The 26,537-nt window shown below is 63.8% G+C and carries 29 protein-coding genes; 12 read left to right on the plus strand and 17 right to left on the minus strand.

Annotated elements, in window-relative coordinates:
• Nucleotides 1-33: 33 nt before the first annotated feature.
• The gene (locus AAGT95_RS15660; RefSeq protein ID WP_157958394.1) at nt 34-969 is read right to left on the minus strand and encodes a GGDEF domain-containing protein; all 936 of its coding nucleotides are present in this window, start codon (nt 967-969) and stop codon (nt 34-36) included.
• Nucleotides 970-1,485: 516 nt separating this feature from the next.
• Between AAGT95_RS15660 and AAGT95_RS15665 the strand changes: the two genes are divergently transcribed.
• Entirely contained in the window at nt 1,486-1,863 is a 378-nt protein-coding gene (locus AAGT95_RS15665) for a histone-like nucleoid-structuring protein, MvaT/MvaU family (protein ID WP_110599986.1), read from the plus strand.
• Between the two features lie 70 nt (nt 1,864-1,933).
• Here the strand turns inward: AAGT95_RS15665 and AAGT95_RS15670 are convergent, their stop codons facing one another.
• From AAGT95_RS15670 to flgA, 3 genes are all read right to left on the minus strand, one after another.
• Entirely contained in the window at nt 1,934-2,386 is a 453-nt protein-coding gene (locus AAGT95_RS15670; protein ID WP_110599985.1) for a flagella synthesis protein FlgN, read from the minus strand.
• A 39-nt stretch (nt 2,387-2,425) separates the two neighbouring features.
• Nucleotides 2,426-2,701, minus strand: coding sequence for a flagellar biosynthesis anti-sigma factor FlgM (flgM, locus tag AAGT95_RS15675; RefSeq protein ID WP_110599983.1), 276 nt, complete (start codon nt 2,699-2,701; stop codon nt 2,426-2,428).
• Between the two features lie 115 nt (nt 2,702-2,816).
• Nucleotides 2,817-3,590: a flagellar basal body P-ring formation chaperone FlgA gene (gene flgA / locus AAGT95_RS15680; RefSeq protein WP_110599981.1), complete on the minus strand. Its 774-nt coding sequence runs from the start codon at nt 3,588-3,590 to the stop codon at nt 2,817-2,819.
• Nucleotides 3,591-3,799: 209 nt separating this feature from the next.
• On the opposite strand from flgA, the gene flgB reads away from it, so the two are divergent.
• The 11 genes from flgB (at nt 3,800) to flgL (ending at nt 14,416) form a co-directional block, all read left to right on the plus strand.
• Entirely contained in the window at nt 3,800-4,219 is a 420-nt protein-coding gene (flgB, locus tag AAGT95_RS15685; RefSeq protein ID WP_110599979.1) for a flagellar basal body rod protein FlgB, read from the plus strand.
• Nucleotides 4,220-4,223: 4 nt separating this feature from the next.
• Nucleotides 4,224-4,634: a flagellar basal body rod protein FlgC gene (gene flgC, locus AAGT95_RS15690; protein WP_110599977.1), complete on the plus strand. Its 411-nt coding sequence runs from the start codon at nt 4,224-4,226 to the stop codon at nt 4,632-4,634.
• A gap of 29 nt (nt 4,635-4,663) precedes the next feature.
• The gene (locus AAGT95_RS15695; RefSeq protein ID WP_110599975.1) at nt 4,664-5,365 is read left to right on the plus strand and encodes a flagellar hook assembly protein FlgD; all 702 of its coding nucleotides are present in this window, start codon (nt 4,664-4,666) and stop codon (nt 5,363-5,365) included.
• Nucleotides 5,366-5,429: 64 nt separating this feature from the next.
• Entirely contained in the window at nt 5,430-6,722 is a 1,293-nt protein-coding gene (gene flgE, locus AAGT95_RS15700) for a flagellar hook protein FlgE (protein WP_110599973.1), read from the plus strand.
• 61 nt (nt 6,723-6,783) lie between these two features.
• Entirely contained in the window at nt 6,784-7,551 is a 768-nt protein-coding gene (locus AAGT95_RS15705; protein WP_110599971.1) for a flagellar basal body rod protein FlgF, read from the plus strand.
• 61 nt (nt 7,552-7,612) lie between these two features.
• Nucleotides 7,613-8,395, plus strand: a complete 783-nt coding sequence (gene flgG / locus AAGT95_RS15710; RefSeq protein ID WP_110599969.1) for a flagellar basal-body rod protein FlgG — start codon at nt 7,613-7,615, stop codon at nt 8,393-8,395.
• Nucleotides 8,396-8,451: 56 nt separating this feature from the next.
• Nucleotides 8,452-9,108: a flagellar basal body L-ring protein FlgH gene (locus AAGT95_RS15715; protein ID WP_110599967.1), complete on the plus strand. Its 657-nt coding sequence runs from the start codon at nt 8,452-8,454 to the stop codon at nt 9,106-9,108.
• Nucleotides 9,109-9,182: 74 nt separating this feature from the next.
• Nucleotides 9,183-10,253, plus strand: a complete 1,071-nt coding sequence (locus AAGT95_RS15720; RefSeq protein ID WP_280951677.1) for a flagellar basal body P-ring protein FlgI — start codon at nt 9,183-9,185, stop codon at nt 10,251-10,253.
• Entirely contained in the window at nt 10,253-11,344 is a 1,092-nt protein-coding gene (gene flgJ, locus AAGT95_RS15725) for a flagellar assembly peptidoglycan hydrolase FlgJ (RefSeq protein WP_110599963.1), read from the plus strand. Before AAGT95_RS15720 ends, flgJ begins: the two co-directional genes overlap by 1 nt.
• A gap of 146 nt (nt 11,345-11,490) precedes the next feature.
• The gene (flgK, locus tag AAGT95_RS15730) at nt 11,491-13,119 is read left to right on the plus strand and encodes a flagellar hook-associated protein FlgK (RefSeq protein WP_110599961.1); all 1,629 of its coding nucleotides are present in this window, start codon (nt 11,491-11,493) and stop codon (nt 13,117-13,119) included.
• An 85-nt stretch (nt 13,120-13,204) separates the two neighbouring features.
• On the plus strand, nt 13,205-14,416 hold the full coding sequence (gene flgL, locus AAGT95_RS15735; protein ID WP_110599959.1) for a flagellar hook-associated protein FlgL: 1,212 nt from the start codon (nt 13,205-13,207) through the stop codon (nt 14,414-14,416).
• 165 nt (nt 14,417-14,581) lie between these two features.
• Here the strand turns inward: flgL and fliR are convergent, their stop codons facing one another.
• The 13 genes from fliR to fliF form a co-directional block, all read right to left on the minus strand.
• On the minus strand, nt 14,582-15,373 hold the full coding sequence (gene fliR / locus AAGT95_RS15740; protein WP_110599957.1) for a flagellar biosynthetic protein FliR: 792 nt from the start codon (nt 15,371-15,373) through the stop codon (nt 14,582-14,584).
• 16 nt (nt 15,374-15,389) lie between these two features.
• Nucleotides 15,390-15,659 carry a flagellar biosynthesis protein FliQ gene (gene fliQ / locus AAGT95_RS15745; protein WP_110599955.1) on the minus strand — a complete coding sequence of 90 codons (270 nt, stop codon included), beginning with the start codon at nt 15,657-15,659 and terminating at the stop codon, nt 15,390-15,392.
• A gap of 57 nt (nt 15,660-15,716) precedes the next feature.
• Nucleotides 15,717-16,403, minus strand: coding sequence for a flagellar type III secretion system pore protein FliP (gene fliP / locus AAGT95_RS15750; protein ID WP_110600468.1), 687 nt, complete (start codon nt 16,401-16,403; stop codon nt 15,717-15,719).
• A gap of 83 nt (nt 16,404-16,486) precedes the next feature.
• Entirely contained in the window at nt 16,487-16,915 is a 429-nt protein-coding gene (gene fliO / locus AAGT95_RS15755) for a flagellar biosynthetic protein FliO (protein ID WP_342594416.1), read from the minus strand.
• On the minus strand, nt 16,912-17,445 hold the full coding sequence (gene fliN / locus AAGT95_RS15760) for a flagellar motor switch protein FliN (RefSeq protein ID WP_110599951.1): 534 nt from the start codon (nt 17,443-17,445) through the stop codon (nt 16,912-16,914). The genes fliO and fliN overlap by 4 nt, the downstream gene beginning before the upstream one ends.
• Nucleotides 17,438-18,445 (minus strand): flagellar motor switch protein FliM, encoded by a 1,008-nt coding sequence (fliM, locus tag AAGT95_RS15765; protein ID WP_110599949.1) that lies wholly within the window; start codon nt 18,443-18,445, stop codon nt 17,438-17,440. Before fliM ends, fliN begins: the two co-directional genes overlap by 8 nt.
• A gap of 18 nt (nt 18,446-18,463) precedes the next feature.
• Nucleotides 18,464-18,901, minus strand: coding sequence for a flagellar basal body-associated protein FliL (gene fliL, locus AAGT95_RS15770; protein ID WP_240612350.1), 438 nt, complete (start codon nt 18,899-18,901; stop codon nt 18,464-18,466).
• 249 nt (nt 18,902-19,150) lie between these two features.
• Nucleotides 19,151-20,569 (minus strand): flagellar hook-length control protein FliK, encoded by a 1,419-nt coding sequence (locus AAGT95_RS15775; protein ID WP_342594417.1) that lies wholly within the window; start codon nt 20,567-20,569, stop codon nt 19,151-19,153.
• A gap of 74 nt (nt 20,570-20,643) precedes the next feature.
• A complete protein-coding gene (gene fliJ / locus AAGT95_RS15780) occupies nt 20,644-21,099 on the minus strand; it encodes a flagellar export protein FliJ (protein WP_342596539.1) in 456 nt (151 codons plus the stop codon).
• Nucleotides 21,100-21,271: 172 nt separating this feature from the next.
• Nucleotides 21,272-22,711 carry a flagellar protein export ATPase FliI gene (gene fliI, locus AAGT95_RS15785; protein ID WP_342594418.1) on the minus strand — a complete coding sequence of 480 codons (1,440 nt, stop codon included), beginning with the start codon at nt 22,709-22,711 and terminating at the stop codon, nt 21,272-21,274.
• The gene (locus AAGT95_RS15790) at nt 22,686-23,474 is read right to left on the minus strand and encodes a flagellar assembly protein FliH (protein ID WP_342594419.1); all 789 of its coding nucleotides are present in this window, start codon (nt 23,472-23,474) and stop codon (nt 22,686-22,688) included. Before AAGT95_RS15790 ends, fliI begins: the two co-directional genes overlap by 26 nt.
• Nucleotides 23,461-24,459: a flagellar motor switch protein FliG gene (gene fliG, locus AAGT95_RS15795; protein ID WP_110599937.1), complete on the minus strand. Its 999-nt coding sequence runs from the start codon at nt 24,457-24,459 to the stop codon at nt 23,461-23,463. Before fliG ends, AAGT95_RS15790 begins: the two co-directional genes overlap by 14 nt.
• Nucleotides 24,456-26,300: a flagellar basal-body MS-ring/collar protein FliF gene (gene fliF / locus AAGT95_RS15800; protein ID WP_342594420.1), complete on the minus strand. Its 1,845-nt coding sequence runs from the start codon at nt 26,298-26,300 to the stop codon at nt 24,456-24,458. The genes fliG and fliF overlap by 4 nt, the downstream gene beginning before the upstream one ends.
• Nucleotides 26,301-26,537 lie beyond the last annotated feature (237 nt).

A 26,537-nucleotide genomic window follows, 5' to 3' on the forward strand; every position in this document is an offset into this window, starting at 1 on the left:
TCATCCAGTGCATGCTTGTAAATTTTGTTATCCCTATGATGTCCGGGTGGCCGAATCAACGGCAGTGGTATGCGCTGCCGGCGTGTTGTCGGCACCGATCAGTCTCACCGCCACCCGATTCCGCCCGTGTTCCTTGCAGTCGTAGAGTGCCTGATCCGCGTGGTTGATCATTTCGTCGATATCGATCAACAGGCCGTTGGGGCTCGTTACCACGCCAACGCTGACGGTGACGACGGGGGCAACGGGAGAGTACTCATGCGGCAGCCCCAGCGCCTGGATCATGCCTCGCATCGCGTCTGCCAGGGCCCGGGCTTCCTCATGGCCAGTATTGATCAGCAGTACCAGGAACTCTTCACCGCCGAGACGCACCACGACATCGGTCTCTCGCCGAAAAGTATCCCTCAACACCCCGGCGATATCCACGAGACAGCTGTCGCCTGCCGGATGGCCATAGTTGTCGTTGAAGGCCTTGAAATGATCCACGTCGATCATCATCGCCGATACCGTACAGCTCAGCCGGCGACTCAGCGGGACCAGGATATCCAGGCGCTTTTCCAGCATCCGGCGATTGCCGAGTCCCGTCAGCGGATCGTTGAGGGTCTGCTCCAGTAGCGCGGCGTGGTGGCTTCTGGACTCTTCGATCAATCGCTGGAGTTGCCGTGCCAGCAGACCGACGGCATCGGCACGGCTGGAGAGATCGAAGGGCATTTCACGAGGCGTGGTACTGAAGTCATGTTCGAGGCGGACGTGATCGGTCATGCGCCTGACTGGCACCAGTAGTTGGCGGTTTATCAGCCACAGCGTGGCCGCCAGCCCCGCGAACCCGACAGGCAGACCGGCCAGTATGACCGTCACCAAGGTACCGCCCGCGGTCGTCACGAGCCAGGCCGCCGTCAGTGTGGCCAGCGAGCTGCCTATCCAGATCCCGGCGAGGACCCCCAGTGTCCGGGCCGATAAATAGTTTTTCATTTTCGGCATGTCTTGAACCGATGTCCTGGTTGCCGAAGACCGCAGTCCGTCGTCGGATGAGTGGAACGTGTGCCCCCTCGTGCCGAGGCGGGGATACGCGTGGCCTCCAGTTCAATATCGACGTTCCGTAGGCGAACTGTAGCGCTATCGTCGGAACCATAAGTAATTAGATGTCATTGATTTAGCGTGCGCTGATCCAGGTTTTGCAGGCTGGTAATCTTAAAGGCCGCCTGTTCGAATAAAGTCTTAACAATCAAATCGGCATCGGAATATCCCTGGCGCTGCTTTTTTTGCCGAGATGAACATTGCGCTCAGTTCGGCGGTGGGGTTTTCCTTGTGGCAAGTGTCGGGCGGTCATCGCTTGGAGTCAGTTCGCGGATAAGAAGTGAAAGGAAGGGTGAGTTAATAAATAGCGGTAATTGGTATGCTTTAAAAAAATCATCCCGACAAGCCTTGCAACTCTGTAAATATCGGCAATAATGTCTTCGCTTAAACCAATCCGCAACGGAACGACGAATGTCTCTACTCAGCGATTATGTCAAGAAAGAACAGCTCCTGAAGCAGCTTGAAGAAGAGCTGAAGCGCATGGAGGGTGATCAGCGCCTGAAATCCGAACTCGAGTTCAAGGAGAAGCTCGAGGCACTGATGGCGGAATACGGCAAGACGACGCGGGACGTCATGGAACTGTTGAGTCCGGCCGAGGGCTCCCAGGCTTCGGCAGCGCCGGCGAGCTCCACTGGAGGACGCCGCAAGCGCAAGCTGAAAATCTACAAGAACCCCAAGACTGGTGAAGTCGTCGAGACGCGTGGCGGCAATCACAAGACCTTGAAGGCCTGGAAAGACGAGCACGGCGGCGATACCGTCGAATCTTGGGTCGTCAGAACGGAAGACTGAGCATTTACTACTGTTACTTCGCTTGGTCTAAAGAGCCCTCTGCCATCGTTTTGGCGGAGGGTTCTGCTTTTCAGGCCTTGGAACTGATCCCGCCGAAGCCGCCATGTCGGGATTGGCCGCTTGGCCCGTAGACGCTGCCACCAATGGCACGATTCAGGAAATCGATGGCCTGTTGGTTATGCTCCAGCCGCTGGGAGATAATGTGGCCGTTGAGACGGTTGGTTTGGCGAACCTGTTCCGCCAACCGGCGAATACGCTGCCAGGTCTCGTCCATGCCGGTGGCATTGGCGAACTGGGCCGCGCCTTGGCTGCCGACGCCAAATCCCTGCGACCGTTGCTGCTCCCTGCGTAGACCTTCGAGTCGATCAAGCTCGCTCAGTTGCTTTTGCTTCGATGCCGCCAGCGTGCTGAGACGCTCTCCATCGGCGTTACCCGAGCCCAGGCAAGTGGCCTCGGCATCCAGGGTTTCGGCGAACGCTTGCAGCAGGGCCTGTTGTTCGCGGAGCAATTCGGCTGGCGTCATGAAAGATTCCTGAATCCGGACCTGAAGTCAGTCAGATGATTAACGCTCACCCAGCATGTCGCGGACGCTCTGGATCAGGCCGTCGGCGATCTTGCCGGTATCGAGTTCGAGCCGGCCCTCGGAGATGGCCTGGCGAATGTCGTTGACGCGAGCAGTGTCGATGTCGCCGCTATCGTCAGCGGTCGGTATCTGGCTCAACGTCGTGGTCGAACCGGCCGCCGTCTTGGCGTTTCCCAGCGATTCAACACTCTTGCGCTGCTCGGCGGCTTCGTTCTGCGTGGGGCGAGTCAGCGGCTGTGTCTGGTCGATTTTCAAAGTCGTTACCTCATGGCTGGATGCACGATGACGGGGTTTCCTACGTTATCGGCAGCGCCCGCGGAAGCTGAAAGCAATTAAGGAAGAGTTTTGTTAAGAAATTTATCCGGGTAGGCTAGAAGTCCACCCGCAGTCGATCCTGCCCTGTCACTCTCCCTTGGAGAATCTGGTTGTTCTCCGTCTTGAGCCGAATCGTACTCCCCAGCCCACCGTTGTCCAGCGCCTCGACGTTGCGACTGACACGAAAGCCCTGGCCGACGGCGGTGAGTACCACCGTGTCGCCACGTTTTACCATCCAGGGCTTGCGCACCATGCTCTCGGTCAGGGTGGTGCCCGGCGGTATACGCCGGGTGGCGACCATGCCGTCCACCTGGGCGGGGTCGTCCAGATAGCCACGGCGGAGCCGGGAAATGTCCGTCTGCTGCCAGTCCAGCGCCCTCGCATCGATCCTTTGCCCCGGCTCGATTGGCTGGCTGGCCACCAGGTGACGGACGACCGCGGAAACCGTTGCCTGCACATAGCGGGTGCGGCTGCTGTCGCTGCCACAGTGCACGCCCACGGTCACCCGGCCTTGGGGAACCCCAGGTCGAGGCAGGAAAGGTTGGGGTGTCGGACAATCCCCGAGATCGGCTGCACGATCCTGAACCGCTATCTCGACCTGATCCCCGAGTGAAGCGGTCTGCTGCTGGAGAAAGCGCGTGACGCTCGCGCTGATCGCATCGTCCGGCGGAACCTCGGTATCCGCCTGCGATATCGAAGGTATCGGTAACAGCGACAGCGCGAACAGCAGCGCCATCAGCGTCATGGCTCCGGTCCAGGCGATCCGGCGCAGACCGGGGCGGCACTTCGACATGGCGCGCTGAAACGTGTCGGGCGGATCTGCTCGCATGTCATGGACCTCGGTGGCTGGCAGGCTCGCGGTGTACCGCGTCGATCGACGGAATTCCCCATAGTGGAAGCGATTTTAAACGGGCCCGCCGCCAGGCATTGATAAAAATGGCGCGCAATTACGGGTCTGTTTACACATTTGCCACGAACATCCCGCCGCTATTCTCCACTCTGTCAATTTTCCAGCGAACGCCATTCGAGGTGCACGGCATGTTCGACAAGTTGGATAACGCGGTGCGCTTCCAGCAGGAGGCCATCAATCTGCGTGCGGAGCGCCAGCAGGTTCTGGCCAATAACATCGCCAATGCCGATACGCCCAACTTCAAGGCCCGGGATTTCGATTTTCGCGCCGAGTTGAACCGGGTGATGGAGCAGGGCCGCAGCGAGGCTTCCGGTGGGCTGTCACTGGCGCGGACCTCGGCCCGGCACATTCCCGGGCAGGCCGGAGGCGGGGCGGGCGTCCGGGATCTGCTCTATCGGGTGCCGGATCAGCCCAGTCTCGATGGCAACACGGTCGACATGGATCGGGAGCGCTCGGCCTTTGCCGACAATTCGCTGCGCTATCAGGCGGATGTCACTTTCGTCAGCCGCAAGATCCAAGGGCTGAAGAAAGCCATGCAATCGGAGTAACACGATGTCGATGTTCAGCGTATTCGAAATTTCCGGCTCGGCGCTGTCCGCCAATTCACAGCGGATGAACGTGACGGCCAGCAATCTGGCCAACGCGGACAGTGTCGCCGGTCCTGACGGGCAGCCTTATCACGCCAGGCAGGTGATGTTCCAGGCGATGAGCCAGCAGGGCGGCAGTGCAGGCGGTGTTCGCGTCAACGGCGTGATCGAGGACAACACCACGCCGATGCGCATGGAGTATCGACCGGGGCACCCGTTGGCGAACGACGAGGGCTACGTGACGATGCCCAATGTCGACCCGGTCAACGAGATGGTGGACATGATCGCCGCCTCACGCTCCTACCAAGCCAACGTCGAGGTCATGAACACCGCCAAGACGCTGATGACGAAAACACTCACCATCGGCGAAGGCTGATCGGTGTCGGTCCATAGCGAGGAGAGGTCATGTCCAGTCCGGTGATCGGCAACAGTACCCTGGCCAACATCAATGGTGCGGCCGCCAAGAGCTCTACCACGGGAGTCGACTCCGGCAGCGAGCTCAACGAGCGTTTCATGACGCTGCTGGTGACACAGTTGAAGAACCAGGACCCGACCAGTCCGATGGAAAACTCGGACATGACGGCGCAACTGGCTCAGATCAACACCGTCAGCGGTATCGAGAAGCTCAACGACAGTCTGTCCGCGATTACCGACCAGATCGACGCGGGCCAGGCGTTACAGGCCACGGCCTTGATCGGTCAGGGCGTGATGGTGCCGGGCAACAGGATCCTGGTGGGAACTTCCGAGGATGCCAACGGTGTGGTCACCACGCCTATCGGCGTGGAGCTGGATAGTGCCGTCGAGGATCTGCAGATCGATATTCGCGGTGCCAGCGGCGAGATCATCGACAGCTTCTCCACCGGGCCCTTGTCCGCGGGCGTCCACAGCTTTACCTGGGATGGCAAGTTGGCCGATGGCTCCAACGCTGCCGTCAACAGCACCTACACGGCTTCCCTGACCGGCACCGTAGGGGATGAAACCTACGCGCCGGCTGCGCTGAACTACGCCCTGGTCAACGGGGTGATTCAGGGGGCGAACGGCGCCCAGCTCGACTTGGGATACGCTCAGGATCCCGTGGCGCTCTCGGAAGTACGTCAGATTCTCTGAGCGAGATTCAGTAACGACATCAACCGTTCTAGCGGACGCAACCGATAAACGTAGGGGATCAGTCATGGGCTTTTCGCAGGCATTGAGTGGCGTCAACGCCGCTTCCCAGCAGTTGGATGTGATCGGCAACAATATTTCAAACTCCCAGACCAAGGGGTTCAAGAGCGGATCGGTCCAGTTCTCGGACGTATTCGCCAATAGCGCCGTGGGCCTGGGTACCCGGGTCTCCGGCGTGCTCCAGGACTTCAGCACCGGCAGCCTCGAGTCCACCGGACGCAACCTGGACATCGCCATCAGCGGCGACGGCTTCCTGCGCTTCCAGCAGGAGGGCGAGGTCGGCTACTCGCGCAACGGCCAGTTGACGCTGACCGCCGACGGATTTCTGGAAAACGCCCAGGGCGCCCGGCTGATGGGCTACGGCCTGGCGGATGCCACCAACGTCAACTCCGGCGTTGTCGTCGGCGGCCAGCCGCAGGTGCTCAACGTGCCGGCGGCGGACATGCCGGCCAGTGCTACCGGTGCCACCGGCACGGGGATCAACATTCAGCTCAACCTGGATGCCTCCACCGTGGCCGACGACTCCTCGACCGCCGTGCTCTACGACAGTCTTGCGGCCAAGACGGCGGGGGACACTACCCAGCAGACGAACGTCGCCTACAACTACTCCACCAGCTTCACGGTCTACGACTCGCAGGGCGCGCAGCACAACGCCACGCTGTACTTCCAGAAGACCGACGACAATGCCTGGAGCGCCCGCACGGCGCTGGACGGCGTGCTCACCGATCAGACGCTCACCGCGACCTTCGATAGCGCCGGCAAGCTGGCCACCATCGACGGTGAAGACGCCACCGCCAATCCGGTTAACTGGCCGAACCTGGCGTTCACCGACAACGAGCTGGGCGACGGCGTCGATCCGATCAGTGCGACCTTCAACATGGCGGGCAGCACCCAGTTCTCCAACGACTCCACGGTCAAGAGCCTGGCGCAGGACGGTTATGCCTCCGGCGCCCTGGTGGGCGTCAGCTTCGCCGATGACGGCTCCGTCGTCGGCAGCTACTCGAACGAGAAAACCATCGATCTCGGACAGATCGCGCTGGCCACCTTCCGCAACCCCGAGGGGCTGTCGCCCTCCGGCGGCAACCTGTTCGCGGCGACCGCCACTTCCGGCAACGAGCTGCTGGGCATCGCCGGGACGGGCACGCTGGGATCGATCGAGGCCGAGACGCTGGAAGCTTCCAACGTCGACCTGACCCAGGAACTGGTCAACCTGATCATTGCGCAACGCAACTATCAGGCCAATACCAACTCGATCCGTACGCAGTCCGAAGTCATGGATCAGATCGCCCAGCTGCGCTGACAACGGCACGCTGCCGGTCAAGTCTTGACCGGCAGCCACCTCGCTTCCAAAGGGTTTCAGCATGGACCGGATTCTCTATACCGCCGGGGGTGGCGCAAGCCAGACCATGGCTCAGCAGTCGGTGGTCAACAACAACCTGGCCAACGTCAGTACTCCCGGGTTTCGTGGCGAGCTGATGGCTTTTCGCGCGGTGCCGGTGGAGGGCGACGCGCGCCTGCCGACGCGCATCGCTTCGATGATGACCACGCCCGGCGCCGATTTCACGCCGGGCACCATCAGTACCACCGGGCGCAGCCTCGACGTCGCGCTGCAGGGCGACGACACCTGGCTGGCGTTGCAGTCGCCGGACGGCGGGGAGGCCTACACGCGGCGCGGTGATCTCCAGGTCGACGCCACCGGCCTGCTGACGTCGCTCGGCAACCCGGTTCTCTCCGACAACGGCCAGGCGATCGTGGTACCGCTCGGGGGCGACGTGACGATCGCCGCGGACGGTTCGATCAGCGTGCTGGAGCCGGGCCAGAATCCCGACGCCGTGGCGCCGCTGGCGCGTCTGAAGATGGTGGTTCCGGGCAACGACAATCTGGTGCGCGGGGAGGATGGCCTGTTCCGCAGAGTGCCGGCGGAAGGCGAGGACGTCGCGGCCCCGTTGCCGGCCGATGACACCCGGCGACTGGTTCCCGGCGCGCTCGAGGGCAGCAACGTCACTCCGACCGACGCGATGATCTCGATGATCGACAGCGCCCGGCGCTACGACATGCATATGAAAGTGATCGAAAGCGCGGATGAGAACGAGCAGCGCGCCAACAGTCTGCTTTCACTGACCAGCTGATGCCAATTTCGACCAGCGGTGCCAGCCACAGCGCGAGCGCACCGATAGTGAGGTTCCTGTCATGATCAAATCTCTATGGACGGCCAAGACCGGTCTGGAGTCGCAACAGGTCAAACTGGATGTGATCTCCAACAACCTGGCCAACGTCTCGACCAACGGCTTCAAGCGATCCCGCGCGGTGTTCGAGGATCTGCTCTACCAGAACGTGCGTCAGCCCGGCGCTCAGTCGTCGGTCGTCGACAACTTGCCTTCCGGCATGCAGGTGGGTACCGGTGTTCGCCCCGTGGCGACCGAACGACTGCATACGCAGGGCGGCTTGCAGAATACCGAGAACTCCCGCGATCTGGCGATCAACGGCAAGGGGTTCTTTGCCGTACAGATGCCGGACGGCACCACCGGCTACACTCGCGACGGCAGTTTTCAGGTCAACGAGAACGGCCAACTGGTCACCGCCAGTGGCTATCCCGTCGATCCGCCGATCGTGATCCCACAGAACGCGCTCTCGATCACCGTCAGTCAGGACGGTGCCGTATCCGTCACCCAGCCGGGGACGTCCCAGAGCAATGCGGTGGGGCAGATCATGCTCTCAACCTTCATCAATCCGACAGGACTTCAGAGCATCGGCCAGAACCTGTACCTGGAGACCGATGCCTCGGGTCCGCGTACCGATCTCAACCCGGGGCTGGATGGTGCCGGCAAGCTCTACCAGGGCTATGTCGAGACCTCCAACGTCAATGTGGTCGAGGAGATGGTCAGCATGATCGAGACGCAGCGTGCCTACGAGATCAACAGCAAGGCCGTCGAAACGTCCGATCAGATGCTCCAGCGTCTGACGCAGCTATAAATCGGGGAAGTCGCGTGTTGCTGACCGCAGAACTAGCCACGACGTGGCGCAGAGTGATGATGCTGATCGGCCTTGGGCTGACGATGGTCGTGACGGGCTGTGCGCAGATTCCCAGGCACTCCGTGGTCGAGAATTCCGCACCGGTGGAAATCCCCTCGACGCCGCCGGCCCAGGCCAACGGCTCCATCTATCAGGCGCGCTTCGGTTTTCAGCCGCTGTTCGAGGATCGGCGTCCGCGCCAGGTCGGCGACATCATCACCATCGTGCTCGACGAGCAGGTCAGCGCCAGCAAGAACTCCGCCGCAAACGCCACTCGCAACGGCTCCACCACCTTTACACCGGGGGTGGTTCCCAACCCGATCGACTTCCTCGAGAGATACGGTACGGATCTGGCGGGCGAGAACGTGTTCAACGGTTCCGGGGGGGCGAACGCCAACAACACCTTCACCGGGACGATCACCGTGACCGTCTACGACCTGCTGGCCAACGGCAACCTCAAGGTACGGGGGGAGAAACAGATCGCGATAAACCAGGGCACCGAATACATCCGGTTCTCCGGCGTGGTCAATCCCCGGGCGATTACCGGCGCCAATACCGTGCAGTCGACCCAGGTCGCCGATGCCCGCATCGAGTACATCGGTGACGGCTACATCAACGAAGCGCAGAACATGGGTTGGCTGCAGCGCTTCTTCCTCAACGTCTCGCCTTTCTGATGCCTATGATCCGCCTGTTCCGTTCGATCCGGTCGTGCCGCCCGTCGCTGGTACAAACATTGGCGTTGGTGACGATGCTGCTGTTCAGCCTCGGTGCGCAGGCCCAACGCATCCAGGATCTCGCCAACTTCTCGGGCGTGCGTGACAACCCGCTGGTCGGCTATGGACTGGTGGTCGGCCTCGACGGCACGGGAGACCAGACCACCCAGGCGCCGTTCACCGGCCAGAGCATCACCAACCTGTTGTCGCAGCTGGGGGTGACGATCCCGGCCGGCACCAATATGCAGCTGCGCAATGTGGCCGCGGTCATGGTGACCGCGAAGTTGCCACCGTTCTCGCGCCAGGGGCAAGAGATCGACGTCACCGTCTCTTCCGTCGGCAACGCCGACAGCCTGCGGGGCGGCACGCTGTTGATGACGCCGCTCAAGGGCGCGGACGGTCGTGTCTACGCCCTGGCCCAGGGCAACGTCTATGTGGGGGGCGCCGGCGCCCAGGCGGCCGGCAGCAGTGTGTCGGTCAACCACCTGGCGGCGGGCCGAATTCCCGGGGGCGGGCTGGTCGAGCAGGAGGTGCCGGTGCGGCTGGGCGACGCCAGCGGCACCCTGGACCTGTTCCTCAAGCAATCCGATTTCGAGAACGCTCGCCGGATGGTGGCGGCCATCAATCAGGAGTTCGGCGCGCCGGTGGCGGCCGCGCTCGATGGGCGGACGGTGCAGCTCAAGCTGCCGGCCAACAGCAACGATCGGGTCACCTTCCTGGCCCGGGTACAGGGGGTCGACGTCACCACCGAACGCGGCCCGGCCAAGGTGATCGTCAATGCCCGCACCGGCTCCGTGGTGCTGTCGGATACCGTCACGTTGAACCGCGCGGCGGTCGCCCACGGCAACCTGTCGATCGTCATCGACTCCAACCCCCAGGTCAGTCAGCCCAACGCGCTGGCCGGCGGCGATACGGTGGTGGTGCCGAATGCCGATATCAGCGTGCAGCAGGAGGGCGGTGCACTGCAGGTGGTCCAGACCAGCGCCGACCTGATGGATGTCGTCAACGCACTGAATGCCCTGGGGGCCTCGCCACAGGATCTGATGTCGATCCTGCAGGCGCTGAAGTCCGCAGGCTCGCTCAACGCTGAACTGGATATCATCTGATGGCACTGGGTAACGATCTCTCCGGCCAGTTCGCGCTCGACGTCCAGAGCGTCCAGCGGCTCAAGTACAGCGCTGCGAACTCGCCGCAGGACAGCCTCAAGGAAGCGTCGCGCCAGTTCGAGGCCGTCTTTCTGCAGATGATGCTCAAGAGCATGCGCGATGCCAGTCCCAAGTCCGGGCTGCTGCAGAGCCATCAGATGGACATGATGCGCTCGATGCAGGATCAGCAGTGGGCCCAGCAGTTGGCGGGAAAGGGACTGGGACTGGCCGATCAGCTCGTGCAGCAACTCGAGGGCAGCGGCCTACCCGGGACAGCGGCGCTGCCGGCCGCCAGCGAGCGGGAGGACGCCTCGACCTTGATTGCCGGGATCCCCCGCGGCACGCCGCGGCTGCTGCATGGTGGCCTGCGCACCCCCGGATTCGCGCCGGACGTCTCCCGACATGGTCTGGCGATGCCCGGGCCGTCCGCCAGCGGTGCGACCGCCGGCGAGTCGGCCGGCGCAGGGACGACAGGGCTGTCGGGCGCCGATTTCGGCGACCGACCGGCCCACGTTCGCGCTTTCCTCGAGCAGTTGGCTGGGCCGGCCCAACGTGCCGAGCACTCCTCTGGGGTGCCCGCCGAACTGATCCTTGCCCAGGCCGCGCTCGAGACCGGTTGGGGGCAGCGCGAGATCCCCACGGCAGGAGGGGGGAACAGTCACAACCTGTTCGGCATCAAGGCTGGCCAGTCCTGGCAGGGCACCACCACGGAAATCACCACCACCGAATACGTGAATGGCCGGCCGATCAAGATGGCCGACCGGTTCCGCGTCTACGACTCCTATACGGAGGCGTTCGCCGACTACGCCAGGTTGATCGGGGACAATCCCCGCTACCAAGGGGTGGTAGCGGCTTCGTCGCCCGATGAGGCTGCCCGGGCGTTGCAGCAGGGCGGCTACGCCACGGATCCGCGATATGCCGCCAAGCTCCAGGCGATCATGGCGCAGTTGGGCGGCTTGGACGCCATTCCTGACCGCGGGCTGCTGGCGGCCGCCACCAGCGACGACGACAACCCCTTCGGTCCGGATACGCTACCTTCCGCGATTTTCTAGGGCCTGGCCGCATGGCGGTGGGCAGTAACAAAACATTGCGAAATCACCCCGGCCGGGATTCAAGAAGTGGCGGATACAGCCGATAGAAATCATAACTTTGCATGGATCCGCGCCGGACTCTGGATGGCGTTTCACGGGATAGCGATATGAGCCTGTTTTCGATTGGTCTCAGTGGGTTGAGCGCGGCACAGAACGCGCTGTCCACCACCAGCAACAACATCAGCAACGTCTATACCGATGGCTACAGTCGACAGCTGACGCTACTGGGCCAGAATGCCAGTGGCGGCGGCGCCGGATCCGGCGTCAGCGTCGACGGTATCCAGCGCCAGTACAACAGCTATATCAGCTCGCAGCTCAATCAGGTCAACAGCCGGCAGTCGGCGCTGGAGACCTACCAGAGTCAGGTCAATCAGATCAACGATCTGCTGGCGGACAGCGACTCGGGCCTGACGACGCTGATGCAGGGTTTCTTCTCCAGCGTGGAGGATCTGACCGGTTCGCCAGCGGACGCAGCGGCGCGGGAAGGTGTGCTGGGTACGTCTCGCAGCATGACGGCGCAGTTCCGTGCCTATGACGGCTATCTCAGCGACATGCGCGAGGGCATCAACGGTCAGATCGGCGACGTGGTCACCCAGGTCAACAATCTCAGCGACCAGATCGCCGATCTCAACAAGCAGGTGACGCTGGCGCGGGCTCGCAGCGGTGAAGAGCCCAACGCCCTGCTCGATCAACGCGACAAGCTGGTCAGCGATCTCGGCGATCTGGTCGACGTCAATGTCCAGGTACAGGACGGCTCCACCTATCAGGTATCGCTCTCCAACGGCATGCCGCTGGTCGCGGGCAACAAGTCGTTCGACCTGGTGGCGATGAAGGGCAATGAAGATCCCTCGTCCATCACGCTCGGTTATGAAGATGGCGGCGGGACGCGCTCCGCGCTCAAGGAGTCCGTGGTCAAGGGAGGCGAGCTGGGCGGGCTGCTCAGTTTCCGCAGCGAGACCCTCGATAGCACGCAGAACCAGCTCGGCCAGTTGGCGGTGACGCTGGCCCGCAGCTTCAACGCCCAGCATGAAGCCGGGGTGGATCTGAACGGCGATGCCGGCGAGGCGTTCTTCGCCATCGGCAGTCCGACCGTCGTCAGCAGCGCGGTCAACAACGGGAGCGGTTCGCTGGCCGCCGAGTACGGTGATGTCAGCGAGTTGACGGCGGACGACTACCGGCTCACCTATCAGGCGGACGGCAGCTATTCGGTCGAGAACCTCGGCAGCGGCGAGACCCGTTCGGTATCGCCGGCCGGGGATGGCACGCTATCCGTCGGTGGCGTGACCCTGACGCCGAGTGGCACGCCCGCCGAAGGCGATGTCTTCATGCTCCAGCCGACGCGCAACGCCGCGGGTGTATTCGAAGTCGCGGTTACCGATACCGACAAGATCGCCGCCGCGGATGCCGACAGTGGCGGTAGCGGCGATAACCGCAACGCCCTGGCTCTGCTTGACCTGCAGAATCAGAGGCTGGTCGGCGGCAGCAAGACATTCAGCGGAGGCTACGCCTCGCTGGTCAGCGATGTCGGTAATCGGGCTGCGATCACCCAGGCCAACCTCACCACGCAGACGGGGTTGAGCGACCAGCTCTTCGCCTATCAGCAGGCCGACTCGGGCGTGAACCTGGATGAAGAGTACGCCAACCTGCTGAAGTACCAGCAGTACTACTCGGCGAATGCCAAGATCATCGAGGCGGGCTCGAGCATTCTGGACACGATCCTGGGCCTGCGAGCCTGAGCCAGGGATCGCCAAGAGTCGATTTCGCGTCGTTATTGAATAGCCATTGAGTGCGCCGTGTGGAGGCGCCTTCGAGGAGAGAGCCGTGCGTGTCAGCACCGTGATGATGTTCGAGCGCAGTGTCAGCTCGATGAACCGCCAGCAGAGCGCCTTCATGCAGGTGGGCGAACAGATCGCCTCCGGCAAGCGCGTGGTGCGTCCCTCCGACGATCCCCAGGCCGCCTCGCGCGCGGTGGGCGTGTCGCAGTCGCTGGCGTCCAACGCCCAGCAGAGCGACAGCCGGATCACCGCACGCAACTCGTTGAGCCAGGAGGAGAGCGTTCTCAACAGTGTCTCCGACTCGCTGACCCGTGCCAAGGAGCTCATGGTCCAGGCCGGCAACGGCACCTTGAGCGATGCGGATCGCCAGTCGATGGCGACCGAAATGCGCGGTGTCTACGAAGCGCTTCTCGGCCAGGCCAACTCGACCGATGGTAACGGCAGCTATCTGTTCGGTGGCTATCAGGACGGCGCCGAGCCTTTCGTCAAGGATGCTACCGGCGCGGTCCAGTACGCCGGCGCCGATCAGGTTCGCCAGCAGAAGGTGGACTCCTCGCGTCTGATGGAAGTGGGCAATACCGGCCGTGACGTGTTCCAGACCGTGGCGGGAGGGGCCGGCTACATCGCCCGGGCCGACGCGGACAACGCCGGCACGCTGACGTTCACCGGTCCACAGGTCGCCGATACCACCGCGCCGGGATACGGTGACGATTACGCGATCTCGTTCAGTGCCAATGGCGATGGCACTTTCGACTACACGATCAGCGGACCGGATGGCGACACCACCGGCAACTACGACGGCACCAGCGCTACCCTGGAGTTCGGCGGGGTGCGTCTCACCCTGGAGGGCACGCCGGCCGATGGCGATGGGCTGGACGTCGGCACCGCCAAGAACATGAATCCGGACGTATTCACCACGCTGGAGAACATGCTCTCGGCGCTGGAGAAGCCGCTCGACTCGGATGTCGACAAGGCCGCCTTTGCCAATACGCTGTCGACTTCCAGCCGGGAGATGGACAACGCGCTGGATAACGTGCTGACCGTGCGGGCTTCCGTCGGCGCGCGCCTCAACGAGCTGGACACGCTCGATACCGTGGGTAGCGATCGCAAGATCGCCTACACCCAGACCCAGAGCGATTTGATCGATCTCGACTACACCACCGCGATCTCCGATTACGTGCTGCGCCAGGTGGGGCTGCAGGCGGCGCAGAAAGCCTTCGTCGATCTCCAGGGGACGTCGTTGTTCGAGATGATGTGAGCGTACTGGCGCTTCGGCGGCCAGCCGGGATAGCGGTCTGAGGCGGGCGCGGCAGGACGATAGCAGGAAGGAGGGCGCATCCAGAGGGTGCGCCCTTGTCGTTGGTGCCCTCCGACGGTGGCATCGTGCCTGCGGGAGCGGGACTTTCGGGCCGACCCCGCCGTCTCAGGGCGTACCGCTCATCTGCTCGATCATGCCTTGCATGAAACGCAGCTGCTGGGTGAAGAGGTCATGCCAGAACCCGCCAAGATCCGGCATGAGGGCGGTGATCATTACCAGGCCGGCGGTCAGCGTCATCGGGAAACCCACAGAAAAGATCGACAGCTGGGGGGAAGCCCGGTTGAGGATGCCCAGCGACAGGTTGATCAGCAGCAGGGCAGTGACGATGGGGATGGCCATCAGCAGGCCCGAGGAGAAGATGGTGCCTCCCCAGCGGGCCAGGGTCTCGGCAAAGCTGGCATCGATCGAAGTCGCGCCGATGGGCAGCACCTCGAAGGTCCAGGCCAGGATCTCGATGGTGATCAGGTGTCCGTTCATCGCCAAAAACATCAACAGCGTCAGCAGTTCCAGCATTCGCGACAGCACCATGGTGTTGGTGCCGGCATCCGGCTGATAGAACGTCGCGAATCCCAGCCCCATCTGCATGCTGATGAATTCGCCGGCGGTCTGCACCACGGCGATCATGATCCGCAGCACCAGCCCCATGGCAATGCCAATCAGGATCTGCTGCAGCAGGATGCCGAAGCTTTCCAGCGAGAACAGCGGGATCGCCGGCATCGCTGGCAGCGACGGCGCGATAGCGACGGCGATGGCGGCGCCGAACAGGGCCTTCACCGGTGTGGGTACGCTGGGCAGGCTCCAAAGCGGAGAGGCCATGAAGAACGCGAGGATGCGAACAGTGGGCCAGAAGAACAGCTGCAGCCAGCCCAGCCATTGGTCGGAGGTGATGTCGATCATCGCCGGCGACAGCGTCTCAACTGACCATCTGGGGAATGTTCTGCAGCAGCTCCCGGGTGAAGTTGACCAGCAGCTGGATGATCCAGGCGCCGGAGACGATCAGCATGGCGAAGACGCCGAGGATCTTGGGGATGAAGGAGAGGGTCATCTCGTTGATCTGCGTCGCGGCCTGAAACAGACTCACCAGCAGGCCGATCAGCAGCGCAGTCAGCAGCAGTGGCGCTGCCATCATCAGGGTCACCTTCATGCCCTGATAGGCGAGGCTCATTACCATCTCGGGAGACATTGCTCACCTCCGTATGGTCCCGCGACATGCCATCACGACGCGATTCATGTCAGGAACTCAGGAAAAATAGAAGCTTTGGGTCAACGAACCGATCAGGAGCTGCCAGCCGTCGACCAGCACGAACAGCATCAACTTGAACGGCAGCGAGATCGTGGCCGGCGGCACCATCATCATCCCCAGCGCCATCAGCACGCTGGCCACGACGAGATCGATGATCAGGAACGGAATGAAGATCGTGAAGCCGATCTGGAATGCCGTCTTCAGTTCGCTGGTGACGTACGCCGGCACCAGGATCCGCATCGGGACGTCCTCCGGGCCCTGCATTGCGCCGATGTCGGCGATGCGGGCGAACATCGCCAGATCGGCCTCGCGGGTCTGTGCGAACATGAATTCCCGGAAAGGCTGGCTACCCCGATCGAGTGCCTCCTCCAGTGAAATCTGTTCGGCCGAGAAGGGCTGCCAGGCCTCGTCGTAGACCCGGTCGAGCACCGGCGACATGACGAAGAAGGTGAGAAACAGCGCCAGTCCCAGCAGAACCTGGGTCGGTGGTGCCGACGGCGTGCTCATGGCCGTACGCAGAAGCCCGAGGACGATGATGATTCGGGTGAAGCAGGTCATCATCAGCAGCATCGCCGGCAGGAAGGCGAGCGACGACAGGAACAGCAGGGTCTGCAGGCTCAGCGACCAGCGCTGGCCGCCGTCGGGCATCGGCTCACTGATGATGCCGGGCAGGGCCTGCGCCATCGCCCACTGGCTTGCGGTCAACGCCAGCACCGCCACCAGACCGGCGGCGACATGGCGTGGGGTGAGTCGGAGCGTCATCGCCACTAGCTGCCGTCCCGTCCGTTGTGCCGGCCACGGACCACGCCCCGGGCGTTCTGCTTCAGCGCCTGGGCGAAGCGGCTGGCGAAGGAGCCGCCAGGTGCTGATCCCGGCGGCTCGACCTCGGGCGTCGTCGGTGGCTCGAGGGTGTCCAGCCTGGTCACCTGTCCGCCACCGACACCCAGTACCAGCCAACGATCCGCGACGGCGACGATCACCACGCGCTCGCGCTGCCCCACCGGCGTACTGGCCACCACGCGGAGATGTTGCGTACCTGCCCGCCGATTGGGGCCGAGGCGCTTGAGCAGCCAGGCGCAGGCCAGGATGATCGCGACGACCACCAGCAGGGAGACCGCGGTCTTGCCCATCATCAGCAGACCGATGCTGTCACTGCCGCCGGCCTGGGTAGCCTGCTGTAGGGTAGCTTCGTTCATCGGTTCAATTTCTGGACGCGCTCGGAGGGCGTGATGATCTCGGTGATTCGAATCCCGTACTTGTCATCCACGACCACCACTTCGCCCTGGGCGATGAGGTAGCCGTTGATCAGGATGTCCATGGGTTCGCCGGCGAGACCGTCCAGCTCCACGACCGAGCCCTGGGCAAGCTCCAGCAGCTGCTTGATGGTGATACGGGTTCTGCCCAGCTCCACCGAGAGCTTGACCGGGATATCCATCACCACGCCCAGGTCGCGGGGCTGGCGGGTGTCGCTTCCGCCCTGGTCGAAGGACTGGAAGATCCCGGCATCCACCGAGCTCGCCGCCGCGGGCGTCGCTTTCGCCTTGGCGTCGACATCGGGTGCCTGGGCAGGCTCTGTGTCTTCGGCCTGCGCTTCCGTCTCTTCGGTCTCGGGTTCCACGCCCTGTTCCGCCATCGCCGCGGCCCACAGATCCTCGGCTTCCTGCTGGCTGTCGCCGGCCGTATCGGAGGCTCCCTTCTGGGATCCCGGTTTTTGATCGTCACTCATTGTCGAAGTCCTTCATGGCGGAGTACGTACCATGGTCGATGAGATGTTTCACCCGCAGTGCGCGCTGGCCTTGTCGGTTACCGTACTCGCAGGTCATGACCGGCACACCGTCGACGCGCACGTCGATGGCCTTGGGAATGTCGATGGGAAGAACGTCCCCGACCTCCAGCGACAGCACGTCGCCAATGGTCGAGGGGATCTTGACGAAGTCGGCGATCAGCTCGACCTGGGTCTGCTTGATCTCGCCGGCCATGCGCGATTCCCACTGGGTATCGTCGCTGTCGAGCGTACCGATCGGACTGGAGAGAATGTCCCGGATCGGTTCGATCATGGAAAACGGTATGCAGATGTTGAAGTCGCTGGCCAGATTGCCGACTTCGAGATGGAACGTGCTGTTGACGACGATCTCGTTCGGCGAATTGGTGATGTTGGCGAAACGTACCTGCATCTCCGAGCGCATGTAGTCGATCTCCAGGGGGTAGATCGATTTCCAGGCGTCGCTGTAGCCCTCCAGCGCCAACGACATCAGGCGCTGGATGATCCGCTGCTCGGTGGCGGTGAATTCGCGGCCGTCCGACTTGGTCAGGAATCGCCCGTCGCCGCCGAACAGATTGTCCACCACCATGAAGACCAGTCCCGGCGGGAACACCAGCAGCGCCGTTCCCTTCAGCGGCTTGAGGCTGATCAGGTTGAGATTGGTCGGCACCGGCAGGTTGCGCGCGAATTCGCTGTAGCTCTGGTAGCGCACGCCGGAGACGGTGATGTCGGCACTGCGCCGGATCAGGTTGAACAGCGCGACCCGAAACAGACGCGCGAAACGTTCGTTGATGATGTCCAGCGCCTGCAGGCGCTCGCGAACGACCCGATGCTGGTTTGCCGGATCGAAGGGGCGGGTGCGACGCTCGCCTTTCGGCTCGTCGGCGGGCTTGTCGTCATCGCCGCTGACGCCGTTGAGGAGGGCATCGATCTCTTCCTGCGATAACAGGTCGTCTTGGGACATGGTTGGCCTGGCGTCCGCTTACTGCACGATGAAGTCGGAGAACAGCACGTCACTGATGGCTAACGTGGGCTGTGGCGTGGTGATCGGGTCGTCGAACAGACCGAGAATCTGCTGCTTCAACTTGACCTTGCCCTCGGGCTTGATCAGCTCTTCCGCGCTCTTGCCGGACAGCAGCATCAGCAGACGGCTGCGAACTTCCGGCATGTGCTGGGTCAGAAATTCACGGGTCTGATCGTCGTTGACGCGCAGCGACAGGCCCACGTAGAGCAGCCGGTCGCCGTAGTCGCTCTGCAGGTTGACCGTGAATGGCTGGATGGTCACGAATATCGGCACGGGGGGCTCGGTCGGCTGTTCCTCGACGACATCGGTCGCCTCGCTACCACCACGGGCATCGAGGAAGAAGTACACGGCGATCGAACTCGCGATCGCCAGCAGGACGATCAGGAGCCCTACCACGAGTAGGGATCGACTTTTACGGGGTGCGGCCATTGCTTCTGCCATTACGGGTGATCTCTGGAAGTTGCAGCGGATTATGCGGTGGCGGGCGGCCTGGCGATCGCCGGAAAAGACGCCTTCCGGTCGGTCAACTTCCCCTTTCGTGTCACGCTGCTACCGAGAAGGGACGCTGCGGTCGCCGGCTCGCCGCACGACCTGGTGTCACGGCTGGCACGAGCCAGCCGTCATCCGTGTTATCGGCAGCGCCGGTCAGGCGTAAAGGTTGATGTTGCCATTGCCGGTCAGCGCGATGCTCCTCGCCGTGACGTCATCGACCGGCTCGATGCCCGTCGCCGTCAACAGGGAGCCGGCAGCTCCGCCACCGTGACGCGGACGGTCATCGCCGGAGGAGTGCCCCTGCTGGAAGTGGCCCTGATCGCTCACCATCGCTTCGCCCAGCGCAATACCGCTATCGGCCAACGCCTGACGCAGTTGGGGGATCGCCGCCTCGACGGCGGCGCGAACCGGGGCGTGCGCCGACAGGATCTGGAGCTGTGCCTGCTGATCCTGAACCGTCAGCGAGACGCTCAGCGGTCCCAGTTCCTGGGGATGGAGGCGAAGCGACATCTGCTGGTCGCCGCGCTGGTGCATCTGCACTACCTGCTGGCCGAAGGAGGCCGGCCACTGGGGGGACTGTACCGGGGCATTGATGAAACCGGGTGTCGAGGAGCCCGCCGATGCAGGGCTCGCCGCACCGGTCGGCGACGTGGTGGCGGTCGCCGACGAGCCGATATCGGAGCGGGGCGTCGGAACGGAACCGACGTCCGACGCATTTCGCTCGGGCAGGCTGATCGATGCGACATCGCCGATCTGGCTCGCCGCGGTCACGGCTGCGCTGTCCGAAGCGCCGGGGAGGGCGGGCGTTTGACCGTTCATGGCGGTCATGCCGGAGTTGGCCCCGGACGTAGTGCCATCGCTGCGTCGACTATCGATGGCTGACAGCAGTCCACCGAAGCCCGGCTGGCTGACGGTCGCCTTGGCGCGATCCGAGGTTCCGGCCCGACCGACGTCGGCGGTCGGTGCCTCGAGCGTGGCGGCCTCGTCACCATCGGCCGGCGGTGCGGTGACGGTGGCCTTGAAAAGCTGCTGCGCCAGTTCCCGTTGCCCGGCGTTCGGCAAGGCTGGGCCAGTGCTTGCGCCAGTGCCGCTGGCGGCATTCGGTGGTTGCGACGCCATGGCGAGCGGCAAACCGGCCACCATGGCGGCGAGAGAGTCCGCATCAATCGAGCTCGACTCCCCGTCGACCGCTCGGCTGCCCGACGGATCGTCGGCGGCGGGCGAGAGGCTGGCCAGGATGGCCCGAAGGCTGGAGATGTCTTCCTCGTCGAGCGCCTGCGGCGCGGGAACGGTAGGCGCGACCGACGACCCGGTGCCGGCCTCGGCGCTATCGGTGGCAGGCGGTTGCGCCGCCACGGCGTTCGCTGCCTCACCGCTGGTCCGCCCATCGGCGTCCGAATTCGGCGTCTTGGCGGCGGTCGTACCGTTCTGTGCGGCCGGTCGCGCTGTTTTTTCGGCCGTCGCCCGCTGCAGGGAGTCGGCGAAAGGGGCGCTCTCGCTGGAGGCCTTGCCTTTGGCACTCGCGCTACGATCCGGGGGCAAGGTCACGGCGGTGATTGCAGAAAGTTCCATGGGCGGGGGCCGTCGGTTTCGTGGTCGGGTGACGCTTCGGATCAGGCCTCGATTCGGTGCGCCGAATCTCTACTTCAGCTTTGCTGCGAGTGTCGGGCGTCTTGCTGACGACGTCGCAGCTGCGCAGCCATCTCGTCGCTGTGACGCTGCTCCTGGCGAGCCTGGTGATAGGCGGCATCGCGCTCGCCCCTGGCATGCAGCGTCTCGTAGGCGTTGAGCTTGCGGCGCTCGCCTTGCCAATGCTGCCTGCCGCTGTCGACCCGGGTCTGATGCTCGCCGAGCCGTCGCTGCTGCTGTTCGATCGCCTTGTCGAGAGAGCCGATGAACTGCTGATAGTCGCGCCACTGGCTGGAGGAGACGCCCTGCGTCAGGCTGTCGTGCAGCTTGCGCTGGTACTCTTCCCGATAGCGCTGGAGTTGACCCAACTGGGTCTGGGCTTCCTGCTGCTGACGCTGTAACTGACCGAGACTCTCCACGGCCTTGTCACTGCTACGTTGTGCCAGGTCTCGAAGCATCTCCATGGCTTGCATGTTGGCCAAAGCGTTACCTCCTATCCATCCGTCCGTCATCATGGCGACGGGAGAATTCAACGACTCCCATTGTGACGGCGCCGGTGCCACCCCAAAGGTTCGATAAGCGTCAAAAAAAGCCACTATTCCCGTTCGAGATCAGGGGATAGGGGCAATGCGCCGGGGTGACGGCTCAGTCGTCGATCGGGATGAGCCGGTCGAGTTCGGTGCGGGTATGGTCGATCCCCGCCGTCTCGTTCATTCGCTGCTGCAGGAACGTCTCCAGCCGCGGATAGAGGGCGACGGCGCGGTCGAGTTGAGGATCCTGGCCGCTGACGTAGGCGCCGACGTTGATCAGGTCGCGGTTGCGCTGGTAGCGGGAGATCATCTGCTTGAATCCCTGGGCCTGGCGGAGACGCCTGGTGTCGACCACCGCGGGCATGGCGCGGCTGATCGAGGCCTCGATATCGATCGCGGGATAGTGGCCGCTCTCCGCCAACTGCCGTGACAGGACGATATGGCCGTCGAGGATGGCGCGGGCGGAATCGGCGATCGGATCCTGCTGGTCGTCGCCTTCCGTCAAGACGGTATAGAACGCGGTGATCGAGCCGCCGCCGCGCTTGCCGTTGCCGGCTCGTTCGACCAGCGCGGGCAGCTTGGCGAATACCGACGGGGGATAGCCCTTGGTGGCCGGGGGTTCGCCGATCGCCAGGGCGATCTCCCGAGCGGCCATGGCGTATCGGGTCAGCGAGTCCATGATCAGTAGCACGTTGCGGCCCTGGTCGCGGAAATCCTCCGCCAGGCGCGTGGCATAGGCGGCGCCCTGCATGCGTTGTAGCGGCGAGGTGTCGGCGGGGGCCGCCACCACCACGGCACGGGCCAGACCCTCCTCGCCGAGGATGTTCTCGATGAAATCCTGGACTTCGCGCCCACGCTCGCCGATCAGGCCGACGACGATGACGTCGGCGTCGGTGTAGCGGGCCATCATGCCCAGCAGCACACTCTTGCCCACCCCGGAGCCCGCGAACAGACCCATGCGCTGGCCGCGACCCACGGTCAGCAGGCCGTTGATGGCACGAATCCCGACGTCGATGGTGGTATCGATGGGGGCTCGGGCCAGGGGATTGATGGGAGGCGTCTCGAGGGGGGCGTGTGGTAGCTGTTCGAGGGGGCCGTGGTCGTCGAGAGGGCGGCCATTGCCGTCGACGACGCGCCCGAGCAGCCCTTCGCCGAGCGGAAAGCGTCTCGCGCTGGCAACGTCGAGGCGATTGCCGCTGAGTGCCAGTACGCGGGCGCCGGGGAGCAAGCCGCTGGTGTCGGCCAGTGGCATCAGAAACAGCTTGTCCCCGGAAAAACCGACGACTTCGGCTTCGGCGAACCGTTCGCCATCGCCGTTGCCCGTGCCGGCAGAGAGTTCTATCAGGCAGGCGCTGCCCAGGGGAAGACGGATGCCGACGGCCTCCAGCACCAGTCCCGTGGCGCGGGTGACCCGCCCCTCGTGACGGTAGTGGGAGAGCGATTCGACCCGCTGGGTGACTTTGTCCAGCGCCAGGCGCCAGCGTTGATGGTGCGAGGCGACCTCCGGTGCCTCCGACGACTGGCCGATGTCACTCACCGGGCGCTTCTCCGTCATCGGAATTTCCCTTCGCCAGCGGCGTTGACTCCACGGGGGCCGAACCGGTCCGCGAGCGTCGGCGCTGATCGAGAATGGCCTTCCACTGCGTGCTCAGGCTCGCATCCAGACCGCCACCGGCGCTGGTGGCACGACAGCCGCCACGCTCCAGCGTCGGATCGGCGTGGCATTCCCAGCCGCTCGCCTCGAGTGTGTCGCTCATCGTCGACTTCACCAGTTCGAGATCCTGCGGGTTCAGCCAGAGCCGAGGCTTGCCGTTCAGCGTGGTGTCGGCATCGAGCAGTTCCCGCACCACGCTGAGGATGTGTTCGGGCTTGGCAGCCAGCGATTCGCCGGCCAGCTGGCGACCGGCGATCAGCGCCAGCTCGACCAGTTGATCCGCGATCTCGGCGTCGAGCGATGCCAGCGCCAGCCGAAAGTTGTCGGCCAGCCCGACGAGCGGTGCCAGGGTCATGTCCAGCCGCTTGTTGAACTCCAGCTCGGCAGCGGCGTTACCCTCCTTGACGCCCTCGCTGTAGCCAGCCTGATAGCCTTGCTCGTGTCCCTCGCGGTAGCCCTGCTCGAGCCCCTCGAGTCGGGCTTTTTCGGCGATGCTCTGGCGCGCCTTGGCCTCGGCATCCTGACGCTGGCGGCGTCGGCGGGCGTCGGCATGCGTGGTGGACGGCTCGGAAGCGGACGGATAGCCCAGCTCCTCCATCTGCCACCGGTGCCATTCGCCACGATCGCCGGACGTGGAACGGTCGCCGTGATCAGACGTAGCCATCGTCGCCACCGCTCAGGGCGATTTCGCCGGAGTCCGCCAGTCGCCGCACGACGCCGAGGATCGCTTTCTGTTCGTTCTCCACCTGGGACAGGCGCACCGGCCCACGATTCTCCATGTCTTCGCGCATCAGCTGTGCCGCACGCTGGGACATGTTGCGGGTGAACTTGTCGATCAACGCTTCCTCCGCGCCTCGCAGCGCGATGACCAGCGAGTTGGTCTCGATCTCGCGTAGCACCAGCTGGATGCCACGGTCGTCGATATCCAGCAGGTTCTCGAACAGGAACATCTCGTCGATGATGCGTTGCGCCAGATCTTCGCTGTGGGCGCGAACCACGTTGATGACCTGCTCTTCCTGGGCGGAATTCATCAGGTTGAGAATTTCGGCCGCGGTTCTCACGCCGCCCATCTTGCTGCGCTTGAGGTTGGTGCCGTCCAGCATCGAGCTGAGCACTTCGGTGAGCTCCTGCAGAGCCGCCGGCTGCACGCCGCTGAACGTGGCGATGCGCAGCATGACGTCATCGCGCTGTTTCTCGTCGAACAGCTCGAGGATGTCGGCGGCCTGGCCGCGCTCCAGGTGCACCAGGATGGTGGCGATGATCTGCGGGTGCTCGTCGCGAATCATCTCCGCGACCATCGACGCTTCCATCAGGTTCAGGGAGTCGATGCCCGATGCCGTGTTGCTGGTCTCGAGAATGTCCTCGATCAGACTGCTGGCGCGCTCGCTGCCCAGGGCCTTGGTCAGCACCGCACGGATATGGTCGTTGGAGTGCAGGTTGATGGCGGTGAACTGCTCGGTCTCGGCGTGGAATTCCCGTAGAACGAGCGCCATCTCCTCGTGGGAGACCTGCCCCAACTTGGCCATCTCCTGGCTGATGTCCTGCACCTCGCGGCTCGAGAGGTACTTGAATACCTCGGCAGCGCTGTCCTCGTCCAAGGAGAGCAGTAGGATGGCGCCACGTCGGGCGCCGGTCATTGCCGTCGTCATGATTTGTCCATCCAGCTTCTGACGACCATGGCGACCAGGCGCGGGTCTTCCTGGGCGATTTCACGGACGTCCTTGAGATCCTGCTCGTAACTCGAAGCGCCGCGCCGATTGCGATCTCGTCCACGCGATGCACCACCGGCGCGGCCAGCGTTGTCGACGCCGGCGCCAGCGCCGACACTCTGGTAGCTTGCCGCCGCGGCCGCCGCATCAGTGGCGGACATGGGCGAGGTCGCTTGGGCCGGAACCGGTTCGCGGGTCTGGCGACGCACCAGCGGCTTGACCAGCTTGAACCACAGGAACAGGGCGACCAGCGCCACGACGAGATACTTCAGCACGCTCTTGGCGAGGCTCCAGATCTCCGGCGTCTGCCACCACGGCGGCGTCTCGAACTCCGGTGCATTGGCCTGGAAGGGGCTGTTGACGACCGCGAGGTCGTCGCCGCGTGCCTCCGAGAAGCCCATCGCCTGACGCACGAGGCCACGGATCTGCTCCATCTCCGTGTCGCTCAGGGCGACGCGGGTCGGGTTGCCGGCATCATCGACGCCGTCGCGATAGTTGACCACGACGGCAACCGAGAGGCGGTCGATATCGCCACTGTGCTGCTTGACGTGCTCGACGGTACGATCCACTTCGTAGTTGATCGTGCTGTCACGATGCACCTGGCCGGTATCGGTATTGCTCGCGGTCTGGGTGTCCGTGCCCTGGGTGTCCGTCGCCTGACCGTCGGCCTGGTTGCCGTTGCCATTGTCGTTGGCGGCATTCTGGTCCTGGGCCGGCGCCTGGGTCGCCGGCGCGTTGATCGGCGAGGCGGCGGTACCCGGCGGCTGGTTGCTCAAGGCGCCGGGGACGCCCATGGCGAGATCGCCATTGCTCTGGAACGAAGCGCTGCTCTGCTGGCTGCGAACCGCTGCTTCGTTCGGTGCCTGATTGGGACCGTAGCGTTCCGCGGTCTGCTCCCGCTGGGAAAAGTCGACCTGGGCCGTGACCTGTGCCCGGACATTGCGCGCGCCGACGATAGGGGCGAGGATCGCCTCGATGCGGTCGGCATACTGGTTCTCGAGGTTGCTGACGTAGTCGAGCTGGCTGCCGTCGAGCTGACTGGCGTTGCTGGCAGGGCGACTCAGCAGGTCGCCGTTCTGATCGATCACGGTGACGTCGTCCACGGCCAGCTGGGGCACGCTGCTGGAAACCATGTGAACGATGGCGTTGACCTGGCCCTCACCCAGGACGCGGCCCGGCTGGAGATCGAGCACGACGGAGGCGGTGGCAGGCTGGCTCTCGCGGACGAATACCGACGGCTTGGCCATGGCGAGATGGACGCGAGCCCGGGCGACGCTGCCCAGCGTACCGATGGTGCGGGCCAGTTCTCCTTCCAGCGCCCGCTGATAGTTGACCTGCTCGGCGAACTGGCTGATGCCGAAGGCCTGGTCGTCCATCAGCTCGAAGCCGACGCCGCTGGCTTCCGGCAGACCCTGCTCCGCCAGCTTGAGACGAATGGGCCTGACCTGGTCGGCGGGCACCAGCAGTGCCTGACCGCCTTCGCTGAACCGGTAGGGGACGCCCATGGCATCGAGCTGATTGATGATGCGACCGCCGTCGGCATCGGTCAGGGTGGAATAGAGGACGCGGTACTCCGGCGCGCGAGCCCAGAGCAGCAGCGCGATCACGATGGCGACGGCAGCGGCGCCGGCCACGATAAGCGGTATGCGCGGGTTCCCCTGCAGCTTGCTCAACCAGTCGCGTCCGCCGGCAGTCGTCTCCGACGCGGTCTGTCGGGTCGATTGGCGTGCGGACGAACTACCTGGGTTCGAAGTGTCGTTGGGCGACGTGGCCGTGCTCATGTCGTGCTCCGATCATGGCACGTGGTGCAACTCGACAACATGGCAGTAGTCTGCTCCCTGCAACGCGTCTGCTCATCCGTACCTCGACACGCTCGGGGTGCTGCTCCGATGTGGCTCTGGCCGGGGCGTTAGTTTGATGGCAGCCATTATGTGTCGGTCTGTTAACGCTGAAGGTGGGAAAAGCCGGTGTTTTCACACGCATTTACCGCGATGGTCGTGGTCACGCTGTTGATAGGC

The sequence above is a fragment of the Salinicola lusitanus genome (assembly GCF_038648475.1).
Taxonomy (GTDB): domain Bacteria; phylum Pseudomonadota; class Gammaproteobacteria; order Pseudomonadales; family Halomonadaceae; genus Salinicola; species Salinicola lusitanus.

What these genes read in the sequence shown, in the direction of transcription:
- AAGT95_RS15660 (WP_157958394.1), bottom strand. Translation starts at nt 969, where the DNA reads ATGAAAAACTATTTATCGGCCCGGACACTGGGGGTCCTCGCCGGGATC.
- AAGT95_RS15665 (WP_110599986.1), top strand. Translation starts at nt 1,486, where the DNA reads ATGTCTCTACTCAGCGATTATGTCAAGAAAGAACAGCTCCTGAAGCAG.
- AAGT95_RS15670 (WP_110599985.1), bottom strand. Translation starts at nt 2,386, where the DNA reads ATGACGCCAGCCGAATTGCTCCGCGAACAACAGGCCCTGCTGCAAGCG.
- flgA (WP_110599981.1), bottom strand. Translation starts at nt 3,590, where the DNA reads ATGCGAGCAGATCCGCCCGACACGTTTCAGCGCGCCATGTCGAAGTGC.
- flgB (WP_110599979.1), top strand. Translation starts at nt 3,800, where the DNA reads ATGTTCGACAAGTTGGATAACGCGGTGCGCTTCCAGCAGGAGGCCATC.
- flgC (WP_110599977.1), top strand. Translation starts at nt 4,224, where the DNA reads ATGTCGATGTTCAGCGTATTCGAAATTTCCGGCTCGGCGCTGTCCGCC.
- AAGT95_RS15695 (WP_110599975.1), top strand. Translation starts at nt 4,664, where the DNA reads ATGTCCAGTCCGGTGATCGGCAACAGTACCCTGGCCAACATCAATGGT.
- flgE (WP_110599973.1), top strand. Translation starts at nt 5,430, where the DNA reads ATGGGCTTTTCGCAGGCATTGAGTGGCGTCAACGCCGCTTCCCAGCAG.
- AAGT95_RS15705 (WP_110599971.1), top strand. Translation starts at nt 6,784, where the DNA reads ATGGACCGGATTCTCTATACCGCCGGGGGTGGCGCAAGCCAGACCATG.
- flgG (WP_110599969.1), top strand. Translation starts at nt 7,613, where the DNA reads ATGATCAAATCTCTATGGACGGCCAAGACCGGTCTGGAGTCGCAACAG.
- AAGT95_RS15715 (WP_110599967.1), top strand. Translation starts at nt 8,452, where the DNA reads ATGATGCTGATCGGCCTTGGGCTGACGATGGTCGTGACGGGCTGTGCG.
- AAGT95_RS15720 (WP_280951677.1), top strand. Translation starts at nt 9,183, where the DNA reads ATGCTGCTGTTCAGCCTCGGTGCGCAGGCCCAACGCATCCAGGATCTC.
- flgJ (WP_110599963.1), top strand. Translation starts at nt 10,253, where the DNA reads ATGGCACTGGGTAACGATCTCTCCGGCCAGTTCGCGCTCGACGTCCAG.
- flgK (WP_110599961.1), top strand. Translation starts at nt 11,491, where the DNA reads ATGAGCCTGTTTTCGATTGGTCTCAGTGGGTTGAGCGCGGCACAGAAC.
- fliR (WP_110599957.1), bottom strand. Translation starts at nt 15,373, where the DNA reads ATGATCGACATCACCTCCGACCAATGGCTGGGCTGGCTGCAGCTGTTC.
- fliQ (WP_110599955.1), bottom strand. Translation starts at nt 15,659, where the DNA reads ATGTCTCCCGAGATGGTAATGAGCCTCGCCTATCAGGGCATGAAGGTG.
- fliP (WP_110600468.1), bottom strand. Translation starts at nt 16,403, where the DNA reads ATGGCGCAGGCCCTGCCCGGCATCATCAGTGAGCCGATGCCCGACGGC.
- fliO (WP_342594416.1), bottom strand. Translation starts at nt 16,915, where the DNA reads ATGAACGAAGCTACCCTACAGCAGGCTACCCAGGCCGGCGGCAGTGAC.
- fliN (WP_110599951.1), bottom strand. Translation starts at nt 17,445, where the DNA reads ATGAGTGACGATCAAAAACCGGGATCCCAGAAGGGAGCCTCCGATACG.
- fliM (WP_110599949.1), bottom strand. Translation starts at nt 18,445, where the DNA reads ATGTCCCAAGACGACCTGTTATCGCAGGAAGAGATCGATGCCCTCCTC.
- AAGT95_RS15775 (WP_342594417.1), bottom strand. Translation starts at nt 20,569, where the DNA reads ATGGAACTTTCTGCAATCACCGCCGTGACCTTGCCCCCGGATCGTAGC.
- fliJ (WP_342596539.1), bottom strand. Translation starts at nt 21,099, where the DNA reads ATGCAAGCCATGGAGATGCTTCGAGACCTGGCACAACGTAGCAGTGAC.
- fliI (WP_342594418.1), bottom strand. Translation starts at nt 22,711, where the DNA reads ATGACGGAGAAGCGCCCGGTGAGTGACATCGGCCAGTCGTCGGAGGCA.
- AAGT95_RS15790 (WP_342594419.1), bottom strand. Translation starts at nt 23,474, where the DNA reads ATGGCTACGTCTGATCACGGCGACCGTTCCACGTCCGGCGATCGTGGC.
- fliG (WP_110599937.1), bottom strand. Translation starts at nt 24,459, where the DNA reads ATGACGACGGCAATGACCGGCGCCCGACGTGGCGCCATCCTACTGCTC.
- fliF (WP_342594420.1), bottom strand. Translation starts at nt 26,300, where the DNA reads ATGAGCACGGCCACGTCGCCCAACGACACTTCGAACCCAGGTAGTTCG.